General features: G+C 51.8%; 19 protein-coding genes. 2 read left to right on the top strand and 17 right to left on the bottom strand.

All coding sequences use genetic code 11. The features are described 5' to 3' along the window. Positions 1-155 precede the first annotated feature (155 nt). From AUP74_RS17050 to AUP74_RS17205, 12 genes are all read right to left on the bottom strand, one after another. The gene (locus AUP74_RS17050) at positions 156-362 is read right to left on the bottom strand and encodes a cold-shock protein (protein WP_083260910.1); all 207 of its coding nucleotides are present in this window, start codon (positions 360-362) and stop codon (positions 156-158) included. A gap of 669 nt (positions 363-1,031) precedes the next feature. Beyond that, positions 1,032-1,403 carry a DUF805 domain-containing protein gene (locus AUP74_RS09655; RefSeq protein ID WP_069947398.1) on the bottom strand — a complete coding sequence of 124 codons (372 nt, stop codon included), beginning with the start codon at positions 1,401-1,403 and terminating at the stop codon, positions 1,032-1,034. 85 nt (positions 1,404-1,488) lie between these two features. Continuing rightward, positions 1,489-1,830: a hypothetical protein gene (locus AUP74_RS09650; protein ID WP_226999748.1), complete on the bottom strand. Its 342-nt coding sequence runs from the start codon at positions 1,828-1,830 to the stop codon at positions 1,489-1,491. A gap of 26 nt (positions 1,831-1,856) precedes the next feature. Next, a complete protein-coding gene (locus tag AUP74_RS09645; protein WP_145924364.1) occupies positions 1,857-2,327 on the bottom strand; it encodes a hypothetical protein in 471 nt (156 codons plus the stop codon). Positions 2,328-2,490: 163 nt separating this feature from the next. Then, positions 2,491-2,868 carry a hypothetical protein gene (locus tag AUP74_RS09640; RefSeq protein ID WP_069947395.1) on the bottom strand — a complete coding sequence of 126 codons (378 nt, stop codon included), beginning with the start codon at positions 2,866-2,868 and terminating at the stop codon, positions 2,491-2,493. 497 nt (positions 2,869-3,365) lie between these two features. Continuing rightward, entirely contained in the window at positions 3,366-3,983 is a 618-nt protein-coding gene (locus AUP74_RS09630; RefSeq protein ID WP_069947394.1) for a hypothetical protein, read from the bottom strand. Between the two features lie 116 nt (positions 3,984-4,099). Beyond that, positions 4,100-4,381 (bottom strand): hypothetical protein, encoded by a 282-nt coding sequence (locus AUP74_RS09625; protein ID WP_145924363.1) that lies wholly within the window; start codon positions 4,379-4,381, stop codon positions 4,100-4,102. A 172-nt stretch (positions 4,382-4,553) separates the two neighbouring features. Then, positions 4,554-4,997, bottom strand: a complete 444-nt coding sequence (locus AUP74_RS09620) for a hypothetical protein (protein ID WP_145924362.1) — start codon at positions 4,995-4,997, stop codon at positions 4,554-4,556. Positions 4,998-5,688: 691 nt separating this feature from the next. Then, complete coding sequence (locus tag AUP74_RS09610) at positions 5,689-6,120, bottom strand: hypothetical protein (RefSeq protein WP_145924361.1); 432 nt, start codon at positions 6,118-6,120, stop codon at positions 5,689-5,691. A gap of 1,581 nt (positions 6,121-7,701) precedes the next feature. After that, positions 7,702-8,055 (bottom strand): hypothetical protein, encoded by a 354-nt coding sequence (locus AUP74_RS17210; protein WP_145924360.1) that lies wholly within the window; start codon positions 8,053-8,055, stop codon positions 7,702-7,704. A 121-nt stretch (positions 8,056-8,176) separates the two neighbouring features. Then, positions 8,177-8,572: a hypothetical protein gene (locus AUP74_RS09600; protein ID WP_069947389.1), complete on the bottom strand. Its 396-nt coding sequence runs from the start codon at positions 8,570-8,572 to the stop codon at positions 8,177-8,179. Positions 8,573-8,718: 146 nt separating this feature from the next. Then, positions 8,719-9,276 (bottom strand): hypothetical protein, encoded by a 558-nt coding sequence (locus AUP74_RS17205; RefSeq protein ID WP_145924359.1) that lies wholly within the window; start codon positions 9,274-9,276, stop codon positions 8,719-8,721. Positions 9,277-9,611: 335 nt separating this feature from the next. Here AUP74_RS17205 and AUP74_RS09595 point away from each other — a divergent pair, with 335 nt between their 5' ends. Further along, the gene (locus AUP74_RS09595; protein ID WP_069947388.1) at positions 9,612-10,664 is read left to right on the top strand and encodes an integron integrase; all 1,053 of its coding nucleotides are present in this window, start codon (positions 9,612-9,614) and stop codon (positions 10,662-10,664) included. Positions 10,665-10,790: 126 nt separating this feature from the next. Here AUP74_RS09595 and AUP74_RS09590 read toward each other — a convergent pair whose 3' ends face one another. The 4 genes from AUP74_RS09590 to AUP74_RS09575 form a co-directional block, all read right to left on the bottom strand. Then, positions 10,791-12,431 carry a protein kinase domain-containing protein gene (locus tag AUP74_RS09590; protein WP_069947387.1) on the bottom strand — a complete coding sequence of 547 codons (1,641 nt, stop codon included), beginning with the start codon at positions 12,429-12,431 and terminating at the stop codon, positions 10,791-10,793. A 614-nt stretch (positions 12,432-13,045) separates the two neighbouring features. Next, positions 13,046-14,686 (bottom strand): chaperonin GroEL, encoded by a 1,641-nt coding sequence (gene groL, locus AUP74_RS09585; protein WP_069947386.1) that lies wholly within the window; start codon positions 14,684-14,686, stop codon positions 13,046-13,048. A 47-nt stretch (positions 14,687-14,733) separates the two neighbouring features. Next, a complete protein-coding gene (locus tag AUP74_RS09580; protein ID WP_069948806.1) occupies positions 14,734-15,027 on the bottom strand; it encodes a co-chaperone GroES in 294 nt (97 codons plus the stop codon). 239 nt (positions 15,028-15,266) lie between these two features. Next, positions 15,267-15,773, bottom strand: a complete 507-nt coding sequence (locus AUP74_RS09575; RefSeq protein WP_069947385.1) for an FxsA family protein — start codon at positions 15,771-15,773, stop codon at positions 15,267-15,269. Between the two features lie 139 nt (positions 15,774-15,912). Between AUP74_RS09575 and cfa the strand changes: the two genes are divergently transcribed. Further along, positions 15,913-17,061 (top strand): cyclopropane fatty acyl phospholipid synthase, encoded by a 1,149-nt coding sequence (gene cfa, locus AUP74_RS09570; RefSeq protein ID WP_083260909.1) that lies wholly within the window; start codon positions 15,913-15,915, stop codon positions 17,059-17,061. An 89-nt stretch (positions 17,062-17,150) separates the two neighbouring features. Here cfa and AUP74_RS09565 read toward each other — a convergent pair whose 3' ends face one another. Continuing rightward, positions 17,151-17,912, bottom strand: coding sequence for an SDR family oxidoreductase (locus AUP74_RS09565; RefSeq protein WP_069947383.1), 762 nt, complete (start codon positions 17,910-17,912; stop codon positions 17,151-17,153). Positions 17,913-17,931 lie beyond the last annotated feature (19 nt).

The following is a 17,931-nucleotide window of genomic DNA, read 5'->3' as shown; positions in this document are numbered from 1 at the left end:
TAGAAGAGCCAGAATCAACGCGGTTATATAAAATAATGGCAAACTGGGTAGGCTCATTGGAACGAAAGATAACGCCCGAAGCAAAGCGTAAGGCGTCCCACAGAGGCCCCGCCAGGGGCCGGCGTGAACTGCTTACGCTTGTTATGTGCCACTCTCTATTGAGGCACAACCTTTGTTGCACATGGCCCTTTTTGACCTTGCCCCACTACGTACTCGACCTTCTGTCCGTCATTTAGGCTTGCGTAACCACCACCGCTCTGAATCTCCGAATGATGAACGAAAAGATCTTTACTGCCGTCATCTGGAGTGATAAAGCCATAGCCTTTGTCAGAATCAAACCACTTTACGGTACCTGTGCTCATAGTATTCTCAAATGTAATTGGTGAAGGATGAACTCCTGCTTTCAATATCACCATCATGAAAGCAGGTCTTGAAACCTAAAAGATACATAACGCTCTAGTAATCGGCAACGGAAGCGCAGCGTAGACCGTCCGGCGCGCGGACTTCGCACGCCAAGTTCATTAGCTTGTTATTGGCCACTCGCTCGCTCCGTAGCTTCCCTCTTTCTCGACTCGAAAGTTGCCCTCCTTAACCCTTTTGAAAGTAGGAAGACGCCGATTGTCACTGATGCTGTAGAAATTGTTATAAATATATTCGCAGAAAGCACACTGATTCTTTCTGATGTCGAGGCGTAGCCAGTTATAAGAGGAATTAATAGCAGACATGCCAAAGATATATCTAAATAGTGCTCTGCTGGCTTTCCGGCGCGTTTAGATATTCCGCTGATGGTTAGGATCAAGTGTAGAACAGCAACTATAAAAGCGATCCCTATCAATCCATCTATCAAAAACATATTGAATCCCTCCAACTGTGTGATTCTGATAGTAAATAACGCCCACAGCAGGGGCGGATTACCCTGTGCACCTTTTGCGCAAAACTGGGAGCGTAGCGACCTGCGCAAAAGGTGCACAAGGTAAGACGTCCCGCGGAGACCCGAGGGGCCGTAGCGTACTGCCTGTGATTGTTAGGGATCATGCCTCTTCTGGTTTTCCGAGCCTTGACCTCTTTGGATCTGGGCCGTATTTATTATCTCCTTTGTCTCCTGGATAACAAGCAAGGAAAATTAGCGTGATAGTGTTTAAGTATGGGACCAGCATTGCCGCGAAGGCCCAGCCAGGAAAACCAACGTCATGGAATCTCTTAACGCAAACCATCGCCCATGGATAGATAAACACCAAGACCATGAAAACCAACATTCTGGAAATTTCTTTGTCGCTCAATCCTACAGCGGCGGCCAAAAAAATTGAAATTAACATGATCCCAAAGAACGGAAACGCACCAAAATATAAAAAGACCTTTCTTGTAATACGCCCTTTTGGAGTCTTATAAATCATACTCGCCATACCAATCTCCTTTTGCTCAAAATCCCGAAATCCCTAACGCCGCCCCACGGAGGGCCGAAGTCCCGGAGTATATTGCCCGGCCTTGTTATGCATCAGTTTCGTGAGGCTTCGCTTCAATAACTAGCAGCATAAAACCAAGGAACAGAAGAAAATCTATCGCAAGGTCGAATGCACCGCTTGCGCTGAATACTGAATCCGCGAACACCTTCACGGCCCAGAAAGGAAGAAACAGTATTGCTACTAGCTTCCAGTTGAACCCAATCGCGAACTCCGCGCCACATTCTGGGCATGATTTACTTTTTGCCAGTGAGTTCGCTTCCTTCGAGAACAGGCCAATTTTATTTGAGCAACTTGGGCACTTCATCTTTATCTCCCGATGCATAACGCCCGCCGCACAGGCGAGCAACTTGTTGCGAGTCCAGCGCACGGAGTGCGCGATTGTGCCGGTGCTTGTTATGGTTTGACACGACGCTGCTGGCTATGACTACTTTCCGCAATTGGCTTTAGTTCCTCTGCGATGTCAAGAAAAACCACATAGGATTTGTAAACATACTCATTGTAATTGCCATCAAAATCTTTGTCGGATTTCGTGGCCGCAGACATCGCACGCAGCACTTTCAGCCTTTCACGAATAGAGCTTTCTTCATTAATTTTGGGAAGCTCTTCAACTTTAATCTCTTCGGTTGTTTTGTCTACAAAAGTAAGAAATTTATTGGTAATAGGTCCTGAATCAGAATTCTTATACTGAAATGTAGAAGATACTAATACCAAATCTTCATTCTTAAGATCACTTCGCTCTGCTAGAAGAACCTTTCTGGCTTGAGCTTCATATAATTTTAGTAATTTTTCTTCTATTTTCTCGATTGATTGAGCATGGATTGATGTTGAAAAAATGAGCAATACACATGTAGCTAAATAATTCATATTCTAGATTCTTAATTGCCATAACGCCCGCAGCAGGGGCGACCAATGCTATGCACCTTTTGTGCGAAAATGGGAGCGCAGCGACCCGCACAAAAGGTGCACAAAGTAAGCTGTTCCGCGGAGGGCCGAAGGCCCGGAGCAAACTGCCTGGCCTTGTTAGCAATTACTTGACCCACCCCATGGACTCCAGGGCCTCTTTGAACTCTGGACGCATTACAAACTCATAATGGCCATCGACAGTACTATCGGATGAAGCATTAACCGTTGAAATGGTCAAATACCAATTTGGATCTCCATTTTTTGATTTTGGAGGAACAAAATTTATTCCCGAGGCTATTTCTTTTGCGAAAGTGCCATATTGAAGGTTTGCAGCGTTAAAGTTTTCATAGCCCGCAGCAATAGCCAGATTCGTTGATGTAATCGCGTGGCCTGGGCTCTTGTACTGAGCGCGAATCATCTCCAAAAATTTTGTAGCCCTAAGTCGCCCGCTATCACGAACACCCAATAATGCCGTCTCATATTCTTTTTTTGATGCGATCACTATTATCTCCTGATTGCTAACGCCGCAATCAGCGCGGCTGCGCAGCAGTCCGCTGCATTGCCTTGTTAAATGTTTTTTGCACTGCTTTCATACTGGTACTGTAGGTAGATCGCATAAGGTATTGTAAAAACGAAATACAGTACCAACTTTGGCCCGAACCCGCCCAAAGCTTCGTCATACCTTTTAAACCCCGTAACCCAGAGATAAAGACCTGGTAGAGTGAAACTGGTAGTCAAAAGAATACCTGAAACTTCAAGAAACAAGTCCATCAGCGCGTATTTAAATAGTTCGCCCGGTAAAAAGTTCAATATCACAACAAACGCAATCATTGCGAATATTGAGGTCAGACTTAATCGAGCAGAAACCGCGTATCTATCCATATACATTTAACGCCTAGCTCTGGGGCAGCCTGCTTTATGCACATTTTATGCGAGAATACGAGCGAAGTGAGCCGCGTAAAATGTGCATAAAGTAGGCTGTCCCTCAGCAGCGAATTGTTAGCCTGCTGCTTGTTGAGGCTCGGCCAGTCGCAGCCTGCCTCGCATCTTGTTTAAGATTTCCTCAGAGAACTGAGATATTCGATCTTTATTGCATAGGTTATCTTGTATTATTTGGTCAATTTGCCAATGCTCAATGTCAGATACACGCCTAATTGAGACCAGTTTTTCTTTTCCCACTCGGTAGTTCTCAAAATCTTCTAGAGCATTAATTATTTCAATGTAATGATCTGGCTCAATAAGAAGTGCACTTTTTTGAACTTGGAGCTTTGCTTCTTTTAGTGACTTAGATAGTTTCTGTACATTGGCGGTAGAAGCGCTTTCCCAAAGGCTTTTTACACAATGCTGGAGCTCCACTAGAGACGACCATAAATCATTGTAAATTCTGAACTGGCCCTCGAAGTACAACGAGAAAATAAATTGGTTCCTAGATCTCTCCGACTCCAATTGATTCTTAATATGCTCAAGTTCAGAAGCATATTTATGCCTATCTTGTTCAAGAATGCGTCCTGCCCAAACCCTACCAAGCCAAGTGCTAGCGCCAATTACAATGAGTGCACTACCTCCAATAGACCCGATTACTGCCGTAGCTATACTCATCAAATCTGAAAATGTCATGATTCTCCTATAAGGCTAACGCCTTGCACACGGGCCGCAGTGTAGGCGCGAAGCGCCGAAACGGAGGTCCGACCCCAGCGCAGCTGGGGTTTTAGTGCTGCAACTTGTTATGTGTTTCACTGCGGCATACCCATTGAATCTGTGAATGCCACCCATTTATTTGCGATTTTTTCACCTGCGGTGCCAGAAATAAAAGACCAGCCATGACCACGAATCTCTGTGGCAACAAGATCATGGATTGACTCTGCATTACCTGACTGGTGAAGAAGCGCAAACATTTCTGCTGCCGCCGCAAGATGCTTTGTTAGTAGCGGCCGCTCGTTGGCTTGATTAGTAGTTTCCAGCCCTTCATTCAAAGCCAGCGTGTATTCAGTCAATTTTTCGAAAATCTCTTCCATGCTCATTTACACATAACGCCCACAGCAGGGGCGGCTTACTTTGTGCGCATTTTGCGCAAAACTGGGAGCGAAGCGACCCGCGTAAAAGGCGCACAAAGTAAGACGTCCCGCGGAAGCCCGGAGGGCTGTAGCAAACTGCCTGTGATTGTTATGGTTAATTGGCACGAAGCACCTACTCACTACCGTCTTTTACGAGCCTGGAAAGTACCAACTCACGTGTATCGAGACACAAAGCACTTCCGGTAGTTATCACCCCATCGCCGTTTAATTTTACCGATGGCCGCGGCTTTACATTTAGAAATACCCGAGAATTTTCTATGTATTCCTTTGAGACGCACATAGATAGAAGCACATTACCGAAGCCTGGGCGCTCCAACTCTGGGGCGACTTCAGCTACTACTTTATTGTTTTCATCAATAATATTTAAGTACGCAGAATCAATATATCGATTTTTATTCTCTATAAATTCATTGAGAAGTATCTGAAAGGGTGTACAAGTTTGCCCCTGATGCTGATATACCTTTACATCTCGCACAAAAATGTCCGCGTCAGACTCTTCACATGCAAAGCTCTGATTTGCAAAGGCAGCAAAAATCCCCAGCAGTATATTTTTCATTATTCTCTCTATGAGCCTGGCCTTAACCATAACGCCCGCAGCAGGGGCGACCAATGCTATGCACATTCTGTGCGAATATGGGAGCGCAGCGACCCGCACAAAATGTGCATAGCGTTGGGCGTCCCGCGGAGGCCCGAAGGGCTGGAGCAAGCTGCCTGCGTTTGTTAAACGCTTCAGGCACGGGCTCCCGTACTCCACAGATGATTGACACAGTACGCGCTACCTTTTACTTGCTTAACGGTACAGCCCGACCATAAGCACTCTGCGCTGGTTAAGCCGTCGTGATTTTCTATGATTTTTGCTTTTATTAGAGCTGTGCTATCGAATTCTTCCCAGCTCTCTTTAGCAGAAATTTTGACGGCATAGGATTGCTGGTACTTGTCCCACTCATCAACTTTCCAAAGTTGCTCGCACTCTGGGCACTGCATAAGAAATACCCAATCACCAGTTTCAAGCAGATCTAGTTTGGACTTGAAATCCGTGTGCGAGTTACTGATATCGACTAGTTCTAGTTGTAATTTACAGTTGCACATTATTTTTTATGGGCATTTAACGCGGCCGGCAGGGGCAGCTTACCTTGTGCGCATTTTGCGCGAAAATGGGCGCGCAGCGACCCGCGCAAAATGTGCACAAGGTAAGCTGTCCCGCGGAGGGCCAAAGGCCCGGAGCAAATTGCCTGGCCTTGTTAAGGCTAACCCTCATATGTTGTTTCTATCTCTATCGGCGGACGAGCCCCGCAAGCTACGGGCAGTAACCTTTTAATTCGTTGCAGCTCGCGAATTTCTAGATTTTGATCCCACGGCTCTCCAGCTGTACCCCAGCCCGGGCCCCCGTCATCAGTAATACGACCTACAACCTCTACATAGATGGGTTCGCGAAGTTTCACCTTGCGAGCGGAATATTCTTTGTAGATACCAGTTTCCCCCTTGTCAGTGAAACTAACACCTCCTTTCCCACCACACTCGAAAAATCCTGAAAGCTCTTCATCATTTACGATATAGCCTTTGAAAACTCTATAGCCTGATATGAAGTCTCTCTCCAGATGTAGAAAGTACGCACTAATTAGCAAGACTATAGCCAAGCTCGAAAATGTAATGTAGTTCCACAGTTGCTGAGTTTTCATTGCCTTAACGCCCGCAGCAGGGGCGACCAATGCTATGCACATTCTGTGCGAATATGGGAGCGCAGCGACCCGCACAAAATGTGCATAGCGTTGGGCGTCCCGCGGAGGCCCGAAGGGCTGGAGCAAGCTGCCTGCGTTTGTTAAACGCTTCAGGCACGGGCTCCCGTACTCCACAGATGATTGACACAGTACGCGCTACCTTTTACTTGCTTAACGGTACAGCCCGACCATAAGCACTCTGCGCTGGTTAAGCCGTCGTGATTTTCTATGATTTTTGCTTTTATTAGAGCTGTGCTATCGAATTCTTCCCAGCTCTCTTTAGCAGAAATTTTGACGGCATAGGATTGCTGGTACTTGTCCCACTCATCAACTTTCCAAAGTTGCTCGCACTCTGGGCACTGCATAAGAAATACCCAATCACCAGTTTCAAGCAGATCTAGTTTGGACTTGAAATCCGTGTGCGAGTTACTGATATCGACTAGTTCTAGTTGTAATTTACAGTTGCACATTATTTTTTATGGGCATTTAACGCCCACAGCAGGGGCAGCCGAAGCGTAGCGTAGGCTGTCCCGCAGAGGCCCCGTCAGGGGCCGGCGCAAACTGCCTGTGATTGTTATAAGCCTTGCGCTGACTACTGACTTTGTTTAATTGCGACAAGATTGATTTTCCTTCGATACTGTTCCATGTGTCCGTACTGCCCTGGCTCTGAGATTACTCCTGAGACCAATACACTAACTGATTGATGTGCACATGGCATAGTTTCTAAGCTACATCGAGGCTGCGCATTCAATGCCTGCTCGATTTTTTCCCATCCTTCAGCGGTGAATGAAGATTCAGAAATCCACCACCTTTCCTCGGAGCAAAATTCGATAAAATACATGGCCTCTGGTCCAAGATTAACAGAGCCACTAAATTCCTGTACTTGGGAAATTGATGCGGTACAACTTATGAGGAAGCATACGGCTATCATCAGTATCTTTTTCATGGCTTATAACGCCCACAGCAGGGGCGGCTTACCTTATGCGCGTTTTGCGCGAAAATTGGAGCGTAGCGACCGCGCGAAACGTGCATAAGGTTAGACGTCCCGCGGAGGCCCGAAGGGCCGGAGCTTCACTGCCTGTGTTTGTTAGGTGATAGACGCCTGCACGGGATTTTGCGCCCTACTCCCACAACATGATAAATGATGATTCCATGCGCCCGCTCCGCCTGCAACTGCTACACACAGCAGAAAGCAACCGATACACCTAAGAGCATTTACTCTTTTTTTGTTACCTAGCTCCGTGAACACAGAGGGCATAAATGCAGCAAATGGAAAAACCGCACCCCATTTTCGATTTTCCTTCATGTTCCGATTCGCTTCAAAGAAGTAGAACACTCCAGCAAATCCAAATACCAATCCAGCGATACTGGATATTAAAAATAAGATGTAGCTGACTAAGGCTATTCCTTCTGTGCTCATGATCACCTAACGTCGCACTCAGCCGCAGCTTACTTTATGCGCATTTTGCGCGAAAATATGAGCGACAGCGACCGCGCAAAAGGTGCATAAAGTAAGCTGTCGGATGCAGCGCCTTGTTAGGTTCATACGAGCTTACGCCACCTGTACGAACCATACAATTTGCCGATAAGAACACAAGGCACGAGCAATAGGAAAACCACCTTTTCTATTTCACTGGCATACTTCGCCGCCAAAATTATAGGTGTTGCAATGATACCTACAAGTAGAGGAACCCAAAGTAGCATACCAACTACAAAAATTGCTCTTTCGATACCTCTAATATTTTGCGTCGGCCTGGCAAGAAACAGAACAAGCCTATTTTTTGTGTTTGGTCTACGCCCAAGCAATACATCATTATGCGAACTCAGTGCAAACCCAAAAATTACACCGAAAAGCACATATAGAAATACAGATATTGCGATGATCAGGACGTTCATGGGCAAAACCTAACGCCCAGCGCAGGCGCAGCCAGCGCGGAGCATCTTTTGTGTTAATGTTTGAGCGCCAGCGAGTAATACAAAAGGTGCGTAGCGTTGACTGTCGCTCTGCCGCTGTTTGTTAGGCACTACGACGCACGAAGGTAATTTCGAAGTTATCACCGTCCCAATTTGTTAGCGTGCCGAACCAATCTTCACGAACGAAGAATTCATTTTTGAGTGTGCTAGCATCTACACCAGCTTCTACCGCATTTACATCACTCGTTCTTGCAATAACAGGACGAATAACTTGTTTATTTGCATGTGCCTCTTGCAACTTAGCTTTTAACTCGTTACTTCCTGGTCCTTTCCATCTTGTGACAAAGTCAAAGTACTTGATGGTATTGCCTTCTGGCTTTGTAAATCTATGCTTCCAAAGGCTAATAACTAGCTCGCCGTCCGAGTTTTCTGCGGACACGGACCAATTCACATTTTTCAATTTTGCTTTGTATCTGGCAAATGCTTCTGTATACAACATGTAATTACGCTCGATTTTTCCTGTATGCCTAACGCCGCGCTCAGGCGCGGCTAACTTTGTGCGCTTTATGCGCGACAATAGGAGCGTAGCGACCGCGCATAAAGTGCAAAAAGTTAGACGTCGGCCTGCAGCGCATTGTTATGCTTTTACTTTACCAAGGCGGCCTTACCCGCTTCTACACTCCAGAGGCCGGTAGAAGTGCTGACATAAATTGGTTTTTCGTGGTAAAGACTCAAAAACACATGGAATTCAGTTGGCACGTTAGAAACCAGGTGTGTAGAGAAGGGAATGCTATCTCCCTCAGCAGGGACCAATAAACAGGTTTTTGTAGATGGAGATACATCTACAATATCATTTGTGCCTAACCTGAACCGAAACTTCAGGTGACGCCCAAATTGAACACCAGAGTCCTTCTCTGGACTTAGTACCAGATATATATTTTCAGTTTCAAACTTTTCATCTACTACAGATACGGCCTTGTACTTTCCTTCACACACAAGATCTTTAGACATTTCTAAAAGATCTTGCTCTCTGCTTGTGTAGGGCGAGCTTCCATCTTCCGAAAGGACAGCATCGTAAAGTTTTTTCCCTAAGTATTCCAAGTGTGCTATTTGGAATGCTGTATCTACATCATTTTTTACGGACGTGGTTTTACAGCCAGAAACAGCCAAAATGGTGAAAGTTATTGAGATTATTCTTTTCATGTTGTTTTCTCTGAATGAAGCATAACAGTTTTATTCATACGCCTAGGGCTTTTGTTGCAAAGGCCTATTGTTCCCAGGCGCTTTTCAATTCATTTTAGAAAAGTCTTTTAAGATCAAAGCCTTGAAGTCTCACCAAAAGTAGGCCACCACAAAAAGAAGCCATGAACTTGTGTTCTCCGCTTCTAACAGGCTTCGCTCACTCATTCCAAACCCCTTTAAAACAGTTAGTTAGCCTATCCGATCCGGTGAACACAAGCCATAGGCTTCTGTTCTAGACATTGACGGCCTAGGCAATGGCAACTACTGTATATAAAAACAGTTACGTGAGTGTCGTTATGGATGACATCAGACAAAGACTCCCCACGAAACCTGTACGTTTTTTAGACAAACTGCGTCAACATATGCGTGGCTCGGGGTTGGCATATACCACTGAGCGCACTTATATACATTGGATCAGGCGCTTTATTCTTTTTCACGGTAAACGGCACCCCGATGAGATGGGTATTCGGGAGGTCGAGCATTTTCTCACCCATCTCGCGGAAGACCGCGACTGCTCGGTGGGGACGCAACGGATCGTGCTCAATGCAATGGTTTATTTGTATGGCCGTTTTCTGGAAAAACCGTTAGACGGCCTGGCCTTTACTGAGGCGAAGCGCCCGCGGCGCCTCCCGGTGGTTTATAGCCGTGACGAGATTGCCGCCATCCTTTCTCAGCTCAATGGTGTCGGGCGGTTGCGTGTCCAATTGCTGTACGGCTCGGGCTTGCGCTCTGCGGAGCTGCTATCTCTGCGGGTTAAGGATATCGATTTTGCCAGCAGCAATATCTTCGTGCGCTCCGGCAAGGGCAATAAAGACAGGACGACCATGCTGCCCCAGGGAGTCGTGCCAGACCTGAAGCGACAGATCGAGCGTGTAGCGCTTCTGCATGCCCAGGATATAGCAGAGGGCTATGGTGAGGTTTATCTGCCGGACGCTCTGGCCCGCAAATACCCCAGCGCCTCCCGCGAGACTGCCTGGCAATTCCTTTTCCCAGCATCCCGGGTCGGTCCCTGCCCACGTACGGGCGTTGTGCGTCGGCATCATTTACACCCAACCGCCCTCGCAAAGCAGATTCGCCGGGCTGTGAGGGCAGCTGGGATCCATAAGCCCGCTCGCGCCCACGCATTTCGGCATAGCTTTGCCACGCATCTGCTGGAGGCAGGCTATGACCTGAGGACGATCCAGGAGTTACTAGGCCACGCTGATATCAGCACCACGGAAATCTATACACATGTGGTAAACCGCGGTGAAAAGGGTGTGCAGAGCCCGATAGACCGCCTGGCAGCCTCACCAAACCTGATCCGAGAACAATCGCAGCTTTACGGAGGGCTCGGGGCCATCGCTAACTAGATACAGGAGCTGCCTGTTTTTCATCCTACCAATCGACGAAAAGCACCTATTGGCTCTGATAGTTAGGCTTTTGATTTCTGGTGTAGTCCTCGAGTAAAGCCGACTGGGTTTCGAAGACATTCACCATCAGTTACCACCTAACTTGTCTCGCAACTTGTCGAGTGCACTGCGGATATAGGTTCTCACCGTGGGTGTTTCTTCCCGTGTCTTCGCAGGCCGTCGCTGCGGCTGTTCCCGCTGCCGCACCAGGACCTGCTCCTGCCTTCTCTCCAGTTCGTCCCTGAGTGAAAGCAGCAGTGCATTATTGGGGGCAATATTCAGTCCGCTATCCACGTAGTAGTTGGCCTCACTGTAATCACTCTCGCTCATCTCGGTACGCGCCAACCGGATGTATTCCTGTATCACATCCCTGATCCCAGTGCGTGCCCGAGCATTTTTGGCATCGATAGCGAGGGCTTGGCGGTAGTAATGGAGTGCATTGTCTCCATCTGGCCGCTGTAGGCGCCTCTCCCCCAGGGCTTGTGCGGCTTGCACCAGGTAGGCCTCCACTTGCTTTTGCTCCGCAGTCTTCACCCCCCAAATGGCTTTGAGGTTGGTCTTTTCCAGCTTCAGGACCTGGCGGTAGAGCTCATGGGCATTGTCAGCGATGGGCGCCATATAGCGGCCGGCCTCCATGCTCTGCTCTGCCCGGTGCAGCAAGTGCTCGATCTCCCGCTCGGTTTCAGTCTGGTAAAAAGCGCCGAAATAAACAGCCGCAATCACCACGCTGCCAGCCATTGCAGCCAAGCCGCCTCTTAAGTTCTTTGTAGAGATTGCCGGGAAAGCCCACAGCGATGAACGAAACCATGGCCGCCGAAACTTTAATTCGGGCCAGCTAGGTAAGCGCCGTATCCGGGGCAGGTGAAATCGACGAAACGGCGCAAGAGGGAAAAGCGTTGCAGGCTCAGCACGATGCGCACCGTCGTCCGCTTCCAGTATTCGCTCTATGTCGGCAAGCAGTTCCCGACAGGACGGGTAGCGTTCCTCCGGGCTTTTCGCCAGCATCCGCTGGACCAGCGGTGTCAGGTGATCGAACTCTTCAGGCAGTGTGGGAACTGGCAATTGAATATGATTCAGAGCGGTGCCGGTATGGCTGTCGCCTTTGAAGGGGTTGTAACCGAGTAGTAACTCCAGCAGCACGACGCCCAGGCTGTAGATATCGGTGGTCAGATCGATGGGATGACACTGCGCCTGCTCCGGGCTGCTGTAGGAGGGGCTGCCCAGGCTGAATCCGGCCTGGGTCAAATCTGAGGCGTTATCGATCTCCTTGGCGATGCCGAAATCTGTCAGCACCGCCGTACCATCCTTGCGGAACAGGATGTTTTTTGGCTTTACATCCCTGTGAATGATGCCGCTGTCGTGTACTACCACCAGTCCCAGCGCCACCTGCCTGATAACTTCGAGTGCAGCCTCCACGCCGGAAACGTTCTCAAAATTCTCTGTCAGGTCACCACAGGCAATAAACTCCATCGCGATGTAGCAGTCGCCATTCTCCAGTGTCGAGATGTCGTAAATGGTGATGACGTGGGGACTGTTGAGGCTGGCGATATAACGCGCCTCGTTAATGAACCGCTCCCCCACCCCGGTTTCATCGCGATTGCGCAACACCTTGATGGCCACTTTGCGGTTCAGTGACTCCTGGGTAGCGAGGAATACCGATGCCATGCCACCATGGCCGATAGCGGAGTGAATAGTGTATCCCGGTACCTGAATGTCGGAGGAATTCATAGTCGCCTGATTTGCCCGATATCAATATCAGGGGCAGAAGATTGGTAAGGCTGCCACCCCATTTGTGATACGTGAGCGCGCTGGTTCAGAGCACCGGCTTTTATTGTCGCTAGCCCGGCGCCTCAAAACACAAGGAAATGTGGGTCGTCAGGTTCCGGGAATGCAACGAGGGCGCGCCTCCCGGAATCAATCCAGCCTGACCCAGATACAGTAGATAGACGAGTGGAACCGACATTACAAACCACAGTGGACTATCCCAGAACAACGACGCGCCGGTCGGTCCCCGGGGCGTAGCTACCGCCGCCGGAGCTTGCAAAACTTCCACGGGAGCCCCCTGGACGGCGCACAAGTTTCCAGTGCTTTCCGGGCAAAAAGTTGGCCTCCAAAGGGCCTGCGCTGCGAATCATTCTTGCTCGGCTTCCAGTTTTCCTCGCCAGCCGACCACGCGAGAATCTGACCTGTGAATTGCACCAGCGGTGCATCGGGGAGATGAGTTTTCAACGTTACCCGAGCAACGCGGTTCTCAGATTTTACTGTTCGATCCGCCCTGAAAAGCGGTCAAAAAAAAAGCCCCGCGAATGCGGGGCTTTTTTGGATAGGCTGGAAAGGCCGGCTTACATCATGCCGCCCATGCCGCCCATACCACCCATGCCGCCCATGTCCGGAGCAGCCGGCTTGTCTTCCGGGATGTCCGCAACCATAGCTTCGGTGGTGATCATCAGACCAGCGATGGAGGCAGCCGCCTGCAGTGCAGAGCGCGTTACCTTGGCCGGGTCCAGGATACCCATTTCCAGCATGTCGCCGTACTCGCCGGTAGCGGCGTTGTAGCCGTAGTTACCGGAACCCTGCTTGACCTTGTCCACTACAACGGAGGACTCGTCACCGGCGTTGGCAACGATCTGGCGCAGCGGCATTTCCATGGCGCGCATGGCAGCAGCGATACCGTGGTTCTGGTCTTCGTTGTCGCCGGTTACAGAGATAGCCTGTACAGCGCGAACCAGAGCGGTACCACCGCCCGGTACCACGCCCTCTTCTACCGCAGCGCGGGTAGCGTGCAGGGCGTCTTCAACGCGGGCCTTCTTCTCTTTCATTTCGACTTCGGTGGCAGCGCCAACCTTGATCACGGCAACACCGCCAGCCAGCTTGGCCACGCGCTCCTGCAGCTTCTCTTTGTCGTAGTCAGAGGAAGACTCTTCGATCTGGGCACGGATCTGCTTGACGCGGGCTTCGATGTCTTTGACATCGCCAGCGCCGTCAACGATCACAGTGTTTTCCTTGGACAGGGTAACGCGCTTGGCAGTACCCAGGTGCTCCAGGGTAGTGCTTTCCAGCTCCATGCCCACTTCTTCGGAGATCACAGTACCACCGGTCAGGATGGCGATATCCTGCAGCATGGCCTTGCGACGGTCGCCGAAGCCCGGCGCCTTGACGGCAGCGACCTTAACGATACCGCGCATGCTGTTCACAACCAGGGTGGCCAGTGCTTCGCCTTCTACGTCTTCGGCGATGATCAGCAGCGGCTTGGAAGCCTTGGCTACCTGCTCCAGCAGCGGCAGCAGGTCGCGGATGTTGGAGATCTTCTTGTCCACCAGCAGGATGAACGGGCTGTCCAGCTCGGCAGTCATGTTCTCCTGGTTGGTGACGAAGTACGGGGACAGGTAGCCGCGGTCAAACTGCATACCTTCAACGACGTCCAGCTCGTTCTGCAGGGACTGACCTTCCTCAACGGTGATCACGCCTTCCTTGCCAACTTTCTCCATCGCCTCGGCGATGATGGTGCCGACACTCTCGTCGCTGTTGGCGGAGATGGTGCCTACCTGAGCGATGGACTTGTTGTCCTCACAGGGGGTGGACAGGGTAGCGATGTGGTCGACAGCAGCAGTCACTGCCTTGTCGATACCGCGCTTCAGGTCCATCGGGTTGAAGCCAGCCGCTACGGACTTCAGGCCTTCAGTGACGATGGCCTGGGCCAGTACGGTAGCAGTGGTGGTGCCGTCACCAGCGGTGTCGGAAGCTTTGGAAGCCACTTCCTTAACCATCTGTGCACCCATGTTCTCGAACTTGTCTTTCAGCTCGATTTCCTTGGCTACGGAAACACCGTCTTTGGTCACGGTCGGGGCGCCGAAGGACTTGTCCAGAACCACGTTGCGGCCTTTCGGGCCCAGGGTGGTCTTAACGGCGTCTGCCAGGATGTTTACACCGGCCAGCATCTTCTGGCGGGCGTCGTCACCGAATTTAACGTCTTTTGCTGCCATGATTTCTTTTCCTCAAATCTGTGTGTGCGTTTGGGTGAGCGCCGGGCTTAGCCTTCCAGCACGCCGTAGATATCGCTCTCGCTCATGATGATCAGCTCTTCGCCGTCCACCTTCAGGGTGTTGCTGTCGGCATAGCGGCCAAAGACCACGGTGTCGCCTACTTTTACAGCCAGAGCGCGCACGTCGCCGTTGTCCAGCAGCTTGCCCTCGCCCACGGCGACCACTTCACCCTGATTGGGCTTTTCTTTGGCAGCGCCCGGCAGCACGATGCCGCCTGCGGTCTTCTCTTCTTCTTCCTTACGGCGTACTACGACGCGGTCGTGTAAAGGACGAATTTTCATGGATAGGCTCTCCATTGAGTCGTTTCTTAAGGTTTTCCAGATGGAGGACCCTTGGCCCGGAGGCCGCCGGTCTCATCGCCCTGCCCTGTCACCAGGGCCGGGGCAAAATTCTGCGTGCACCCTATCTATGGGCGCTGGAAGGGATTTCAACAGGAAAAAGTAAAAAAACTGCGCAGAGGGTGGGGATTTAGGGCCGCGAGGGTCTGGCGGCCCCGGGTACGCTCAAAAATTAAGCGGAATCAGCGCTCGTCGCTGCCGTCGCGGTCCCGTGAATCCTGCACACGGTGCCGGTCGTCACGGGAGTACTCCCCTTCGATAATGTCGCTGTCGCTTTCGCGACCGGGGTTCCGGCGCGGGCCGTACTGGCCGCCGGGCGGATAACCGGTCCCACGCACGACCACCACATGGCGCAACAGTCGCCCAAGTACCAGCTGCCGCAGACCGGGAATCAGGCAGGCAAAGCCGAGGGCGTCGGTAAAGAAGCCGGGAGTCAGCAACAGGGCCCCACCCACAGCGAGGAAAATGCCCTCGGCCATCTCCCGTGCCGGCAATTCCCCCACCTGCATCTTCTGCTGGGCCCGCAACACGGTGGAGAGCCCCTGCCGCCGCAGCAGCGCCAGCCCCACCACGGCGGTGAGCAGCACCAGCCCGATGGTCGGCAGTGCGCCGATTTCCCGGCCAACGGTGATCAGCAGCCACATCTCAAGGATGGGAACGGCGATAAACAGCAACAGCAGTATGGGCATGAAACGGGTCCCGGTTGTCGATTTTGGTGAAAGTGGGTATTTTGGGCAATGCTGTACTAAATGAAGTGACCTGGCAAACGGACTTCGACCGGTGGAAGGCCCCCAGAGCCCGATCACCGTGTGCTCAAGGGAGGCTTCCATGGGAAGTGAGCAACAGCAATCAATGGCAGCACCAACCACGCCCCGGGACCAGCACCTGCTGGATGAACTCTTCGCGGAAGCGGATATCCGCATCAACGGCGACCGCCCCTGGGATATGCGCCTGCACCGGCGCAGCGCATTGGATGAAATCGTCACCCGGCAGAGCCTGGGACTCGGCGAGACCTATATGCGCGGCGACTGGGATGTGCCGGCGCTGGACCAGTTCTTCTACCGGCTGCTGCGCACCGATCTCACACCCCATATCCGTACCTGGCGCAATGGCCTGCGTATCCTTCGCAGCTATCTGGTTAACCGGCAGAGCCGTCGCCGCGCCTTCGAGGTCGGCGAGCGACACTACGACCTCGGCAACGACTTCTACAGCACCCTGCTGGACAGCCGCCTCACTTACAGCTGTGGCTACTGGAAAGACGCCGATACCCTCGAAGAGGCACAAACGGCCAAGCTCGATCTGATCTGCCGCAAGCTGGGCCTGAAGCCCGGCATGCGTCTGCTGGATATCGGCTGCGGCTGGGGTAGCCTGGTGAGTTATGCGGCCGAGCACTACGGGGTGGAGTGCGTGGGGGTCACCGTCTCGCGGGAGCAATGCGCCTATATCGAACAGCACTTCGGCCACCTGCCCGTCACCGTGCACCTGCGGGACTACCGCCAACTGGATCAGCACTTCGATCGCATAGCCAGTGTGGGCATGTTCGAACATGTCGGACACAGGAACCACCGCACGTTCATGCAGGTGGCGAAACGCTGCCTCAAACCCGACGGTCTGCTGTTGCTGCACACCATCGGCAAGAACCAACGACACTCCTCCACTGATCCCTGGATCGATAAATACATTTTCCCCAACGGGGAGCTGCCCTCGGCGGGCCAGATCGGCGATGCGGCGGACAGGCTGCTGGTGTGCGAAGACCTGCATAATTTCGGCAGCGACTACGACAAGACCCTGATGGCCTGGCACGAGAATTTTGAAAAGCACTGGGAGCGATTTGCCGGGCAATATGGCCAGCGCTTCTACCGTATGTGGCGCTACTATTTGCTGTCCTGCGCCGGCGCTTTCCGCGCGCGGCACATCCAGCTCTGGCAGTGGCTGCTGTCAGACCGGCGGCCCGGGGGTGTGGCGAGAGTGTCCTGAGGAGAGGCCCGGTCCGGGTTGCTAGAAATGGAAATAAAAAAGGGCGAACCGACCGGTTCGCCCTTTTTTGATCAACCGCGGGGACAGCGTTAAATTCGCGCGCCGCCGTCGATATCCAGCACACGGCCGGTCAGGTAGTCGTTCTCGAGAATGAACGCCACAGTAGAGGCGATCTCATCCTGCTCGCCAAGACGACGCAGCGGTACCTGTTTGACCAGACCCTCGAGAATCTCGGGGCGCATCTGCGCCACCATATCGGTACCGATAAAGCCTGGCGCAATGCCGGCTACGCGGATTCCGTAGCGGGCCAGTTCGCGGGCCCAGGTCACGGTCATGGTGGCCACACCGGCCTTGCTGGCGGAGTAGTTGGTCTGCCCCATGTTGCCGGCGCGAGACAGGCTGGAGATATTCACCATCACGCCGCCCTCACCGCTCTCGGCCATGATGGCTGCCGCGGCGCGACCACACAGGAAGACGCCGGTCAGGTTCACGTCGATCACTGACTGCCACTGAGCCAGCGACATGCGGTCGGTGACCTTGCCCTCTTTGACTTTCAGTAGCATGCCGTCGCGCATGATGCCGGCGTTGTTTACCAGCGCATGAAGGCCAGCAAAATCTTCCGCCACCTTGGCGAACACGGTATCCACTTCGTCTTCACTGGCAACGTTGACTTTGTAGCTGCGGGCTTCAGCGCCCTTGGCCTCACACTGGGCCACAGACTCCTGCAGCCCCTCCTCGTTGACATCCAGCAGTGCCAGGCGTGCGCCCCGCTCTGCCAGATAGAGGGCCATAGCGCGACCCAGCCCCTGGCCAGCGCCGGTGATGGCGACAACTTTTCCTGCAATATTCATGGTCTGCCTCTCTTATTGT

The organism is Microbulbifer aggregans, from assembly GCF_001750105.1.
GTDB lineage: Bacteria > Pseudomonadota > Gammaproteobacteria > Pseudomonadales > Cellvibrionaceae > Microbulbifer > Microbulbifer aggregans.
Note: the sequence above shows the minus strand (reverse complement) of the source record. Positions and strands in the feature narration are given on the sequence as shown.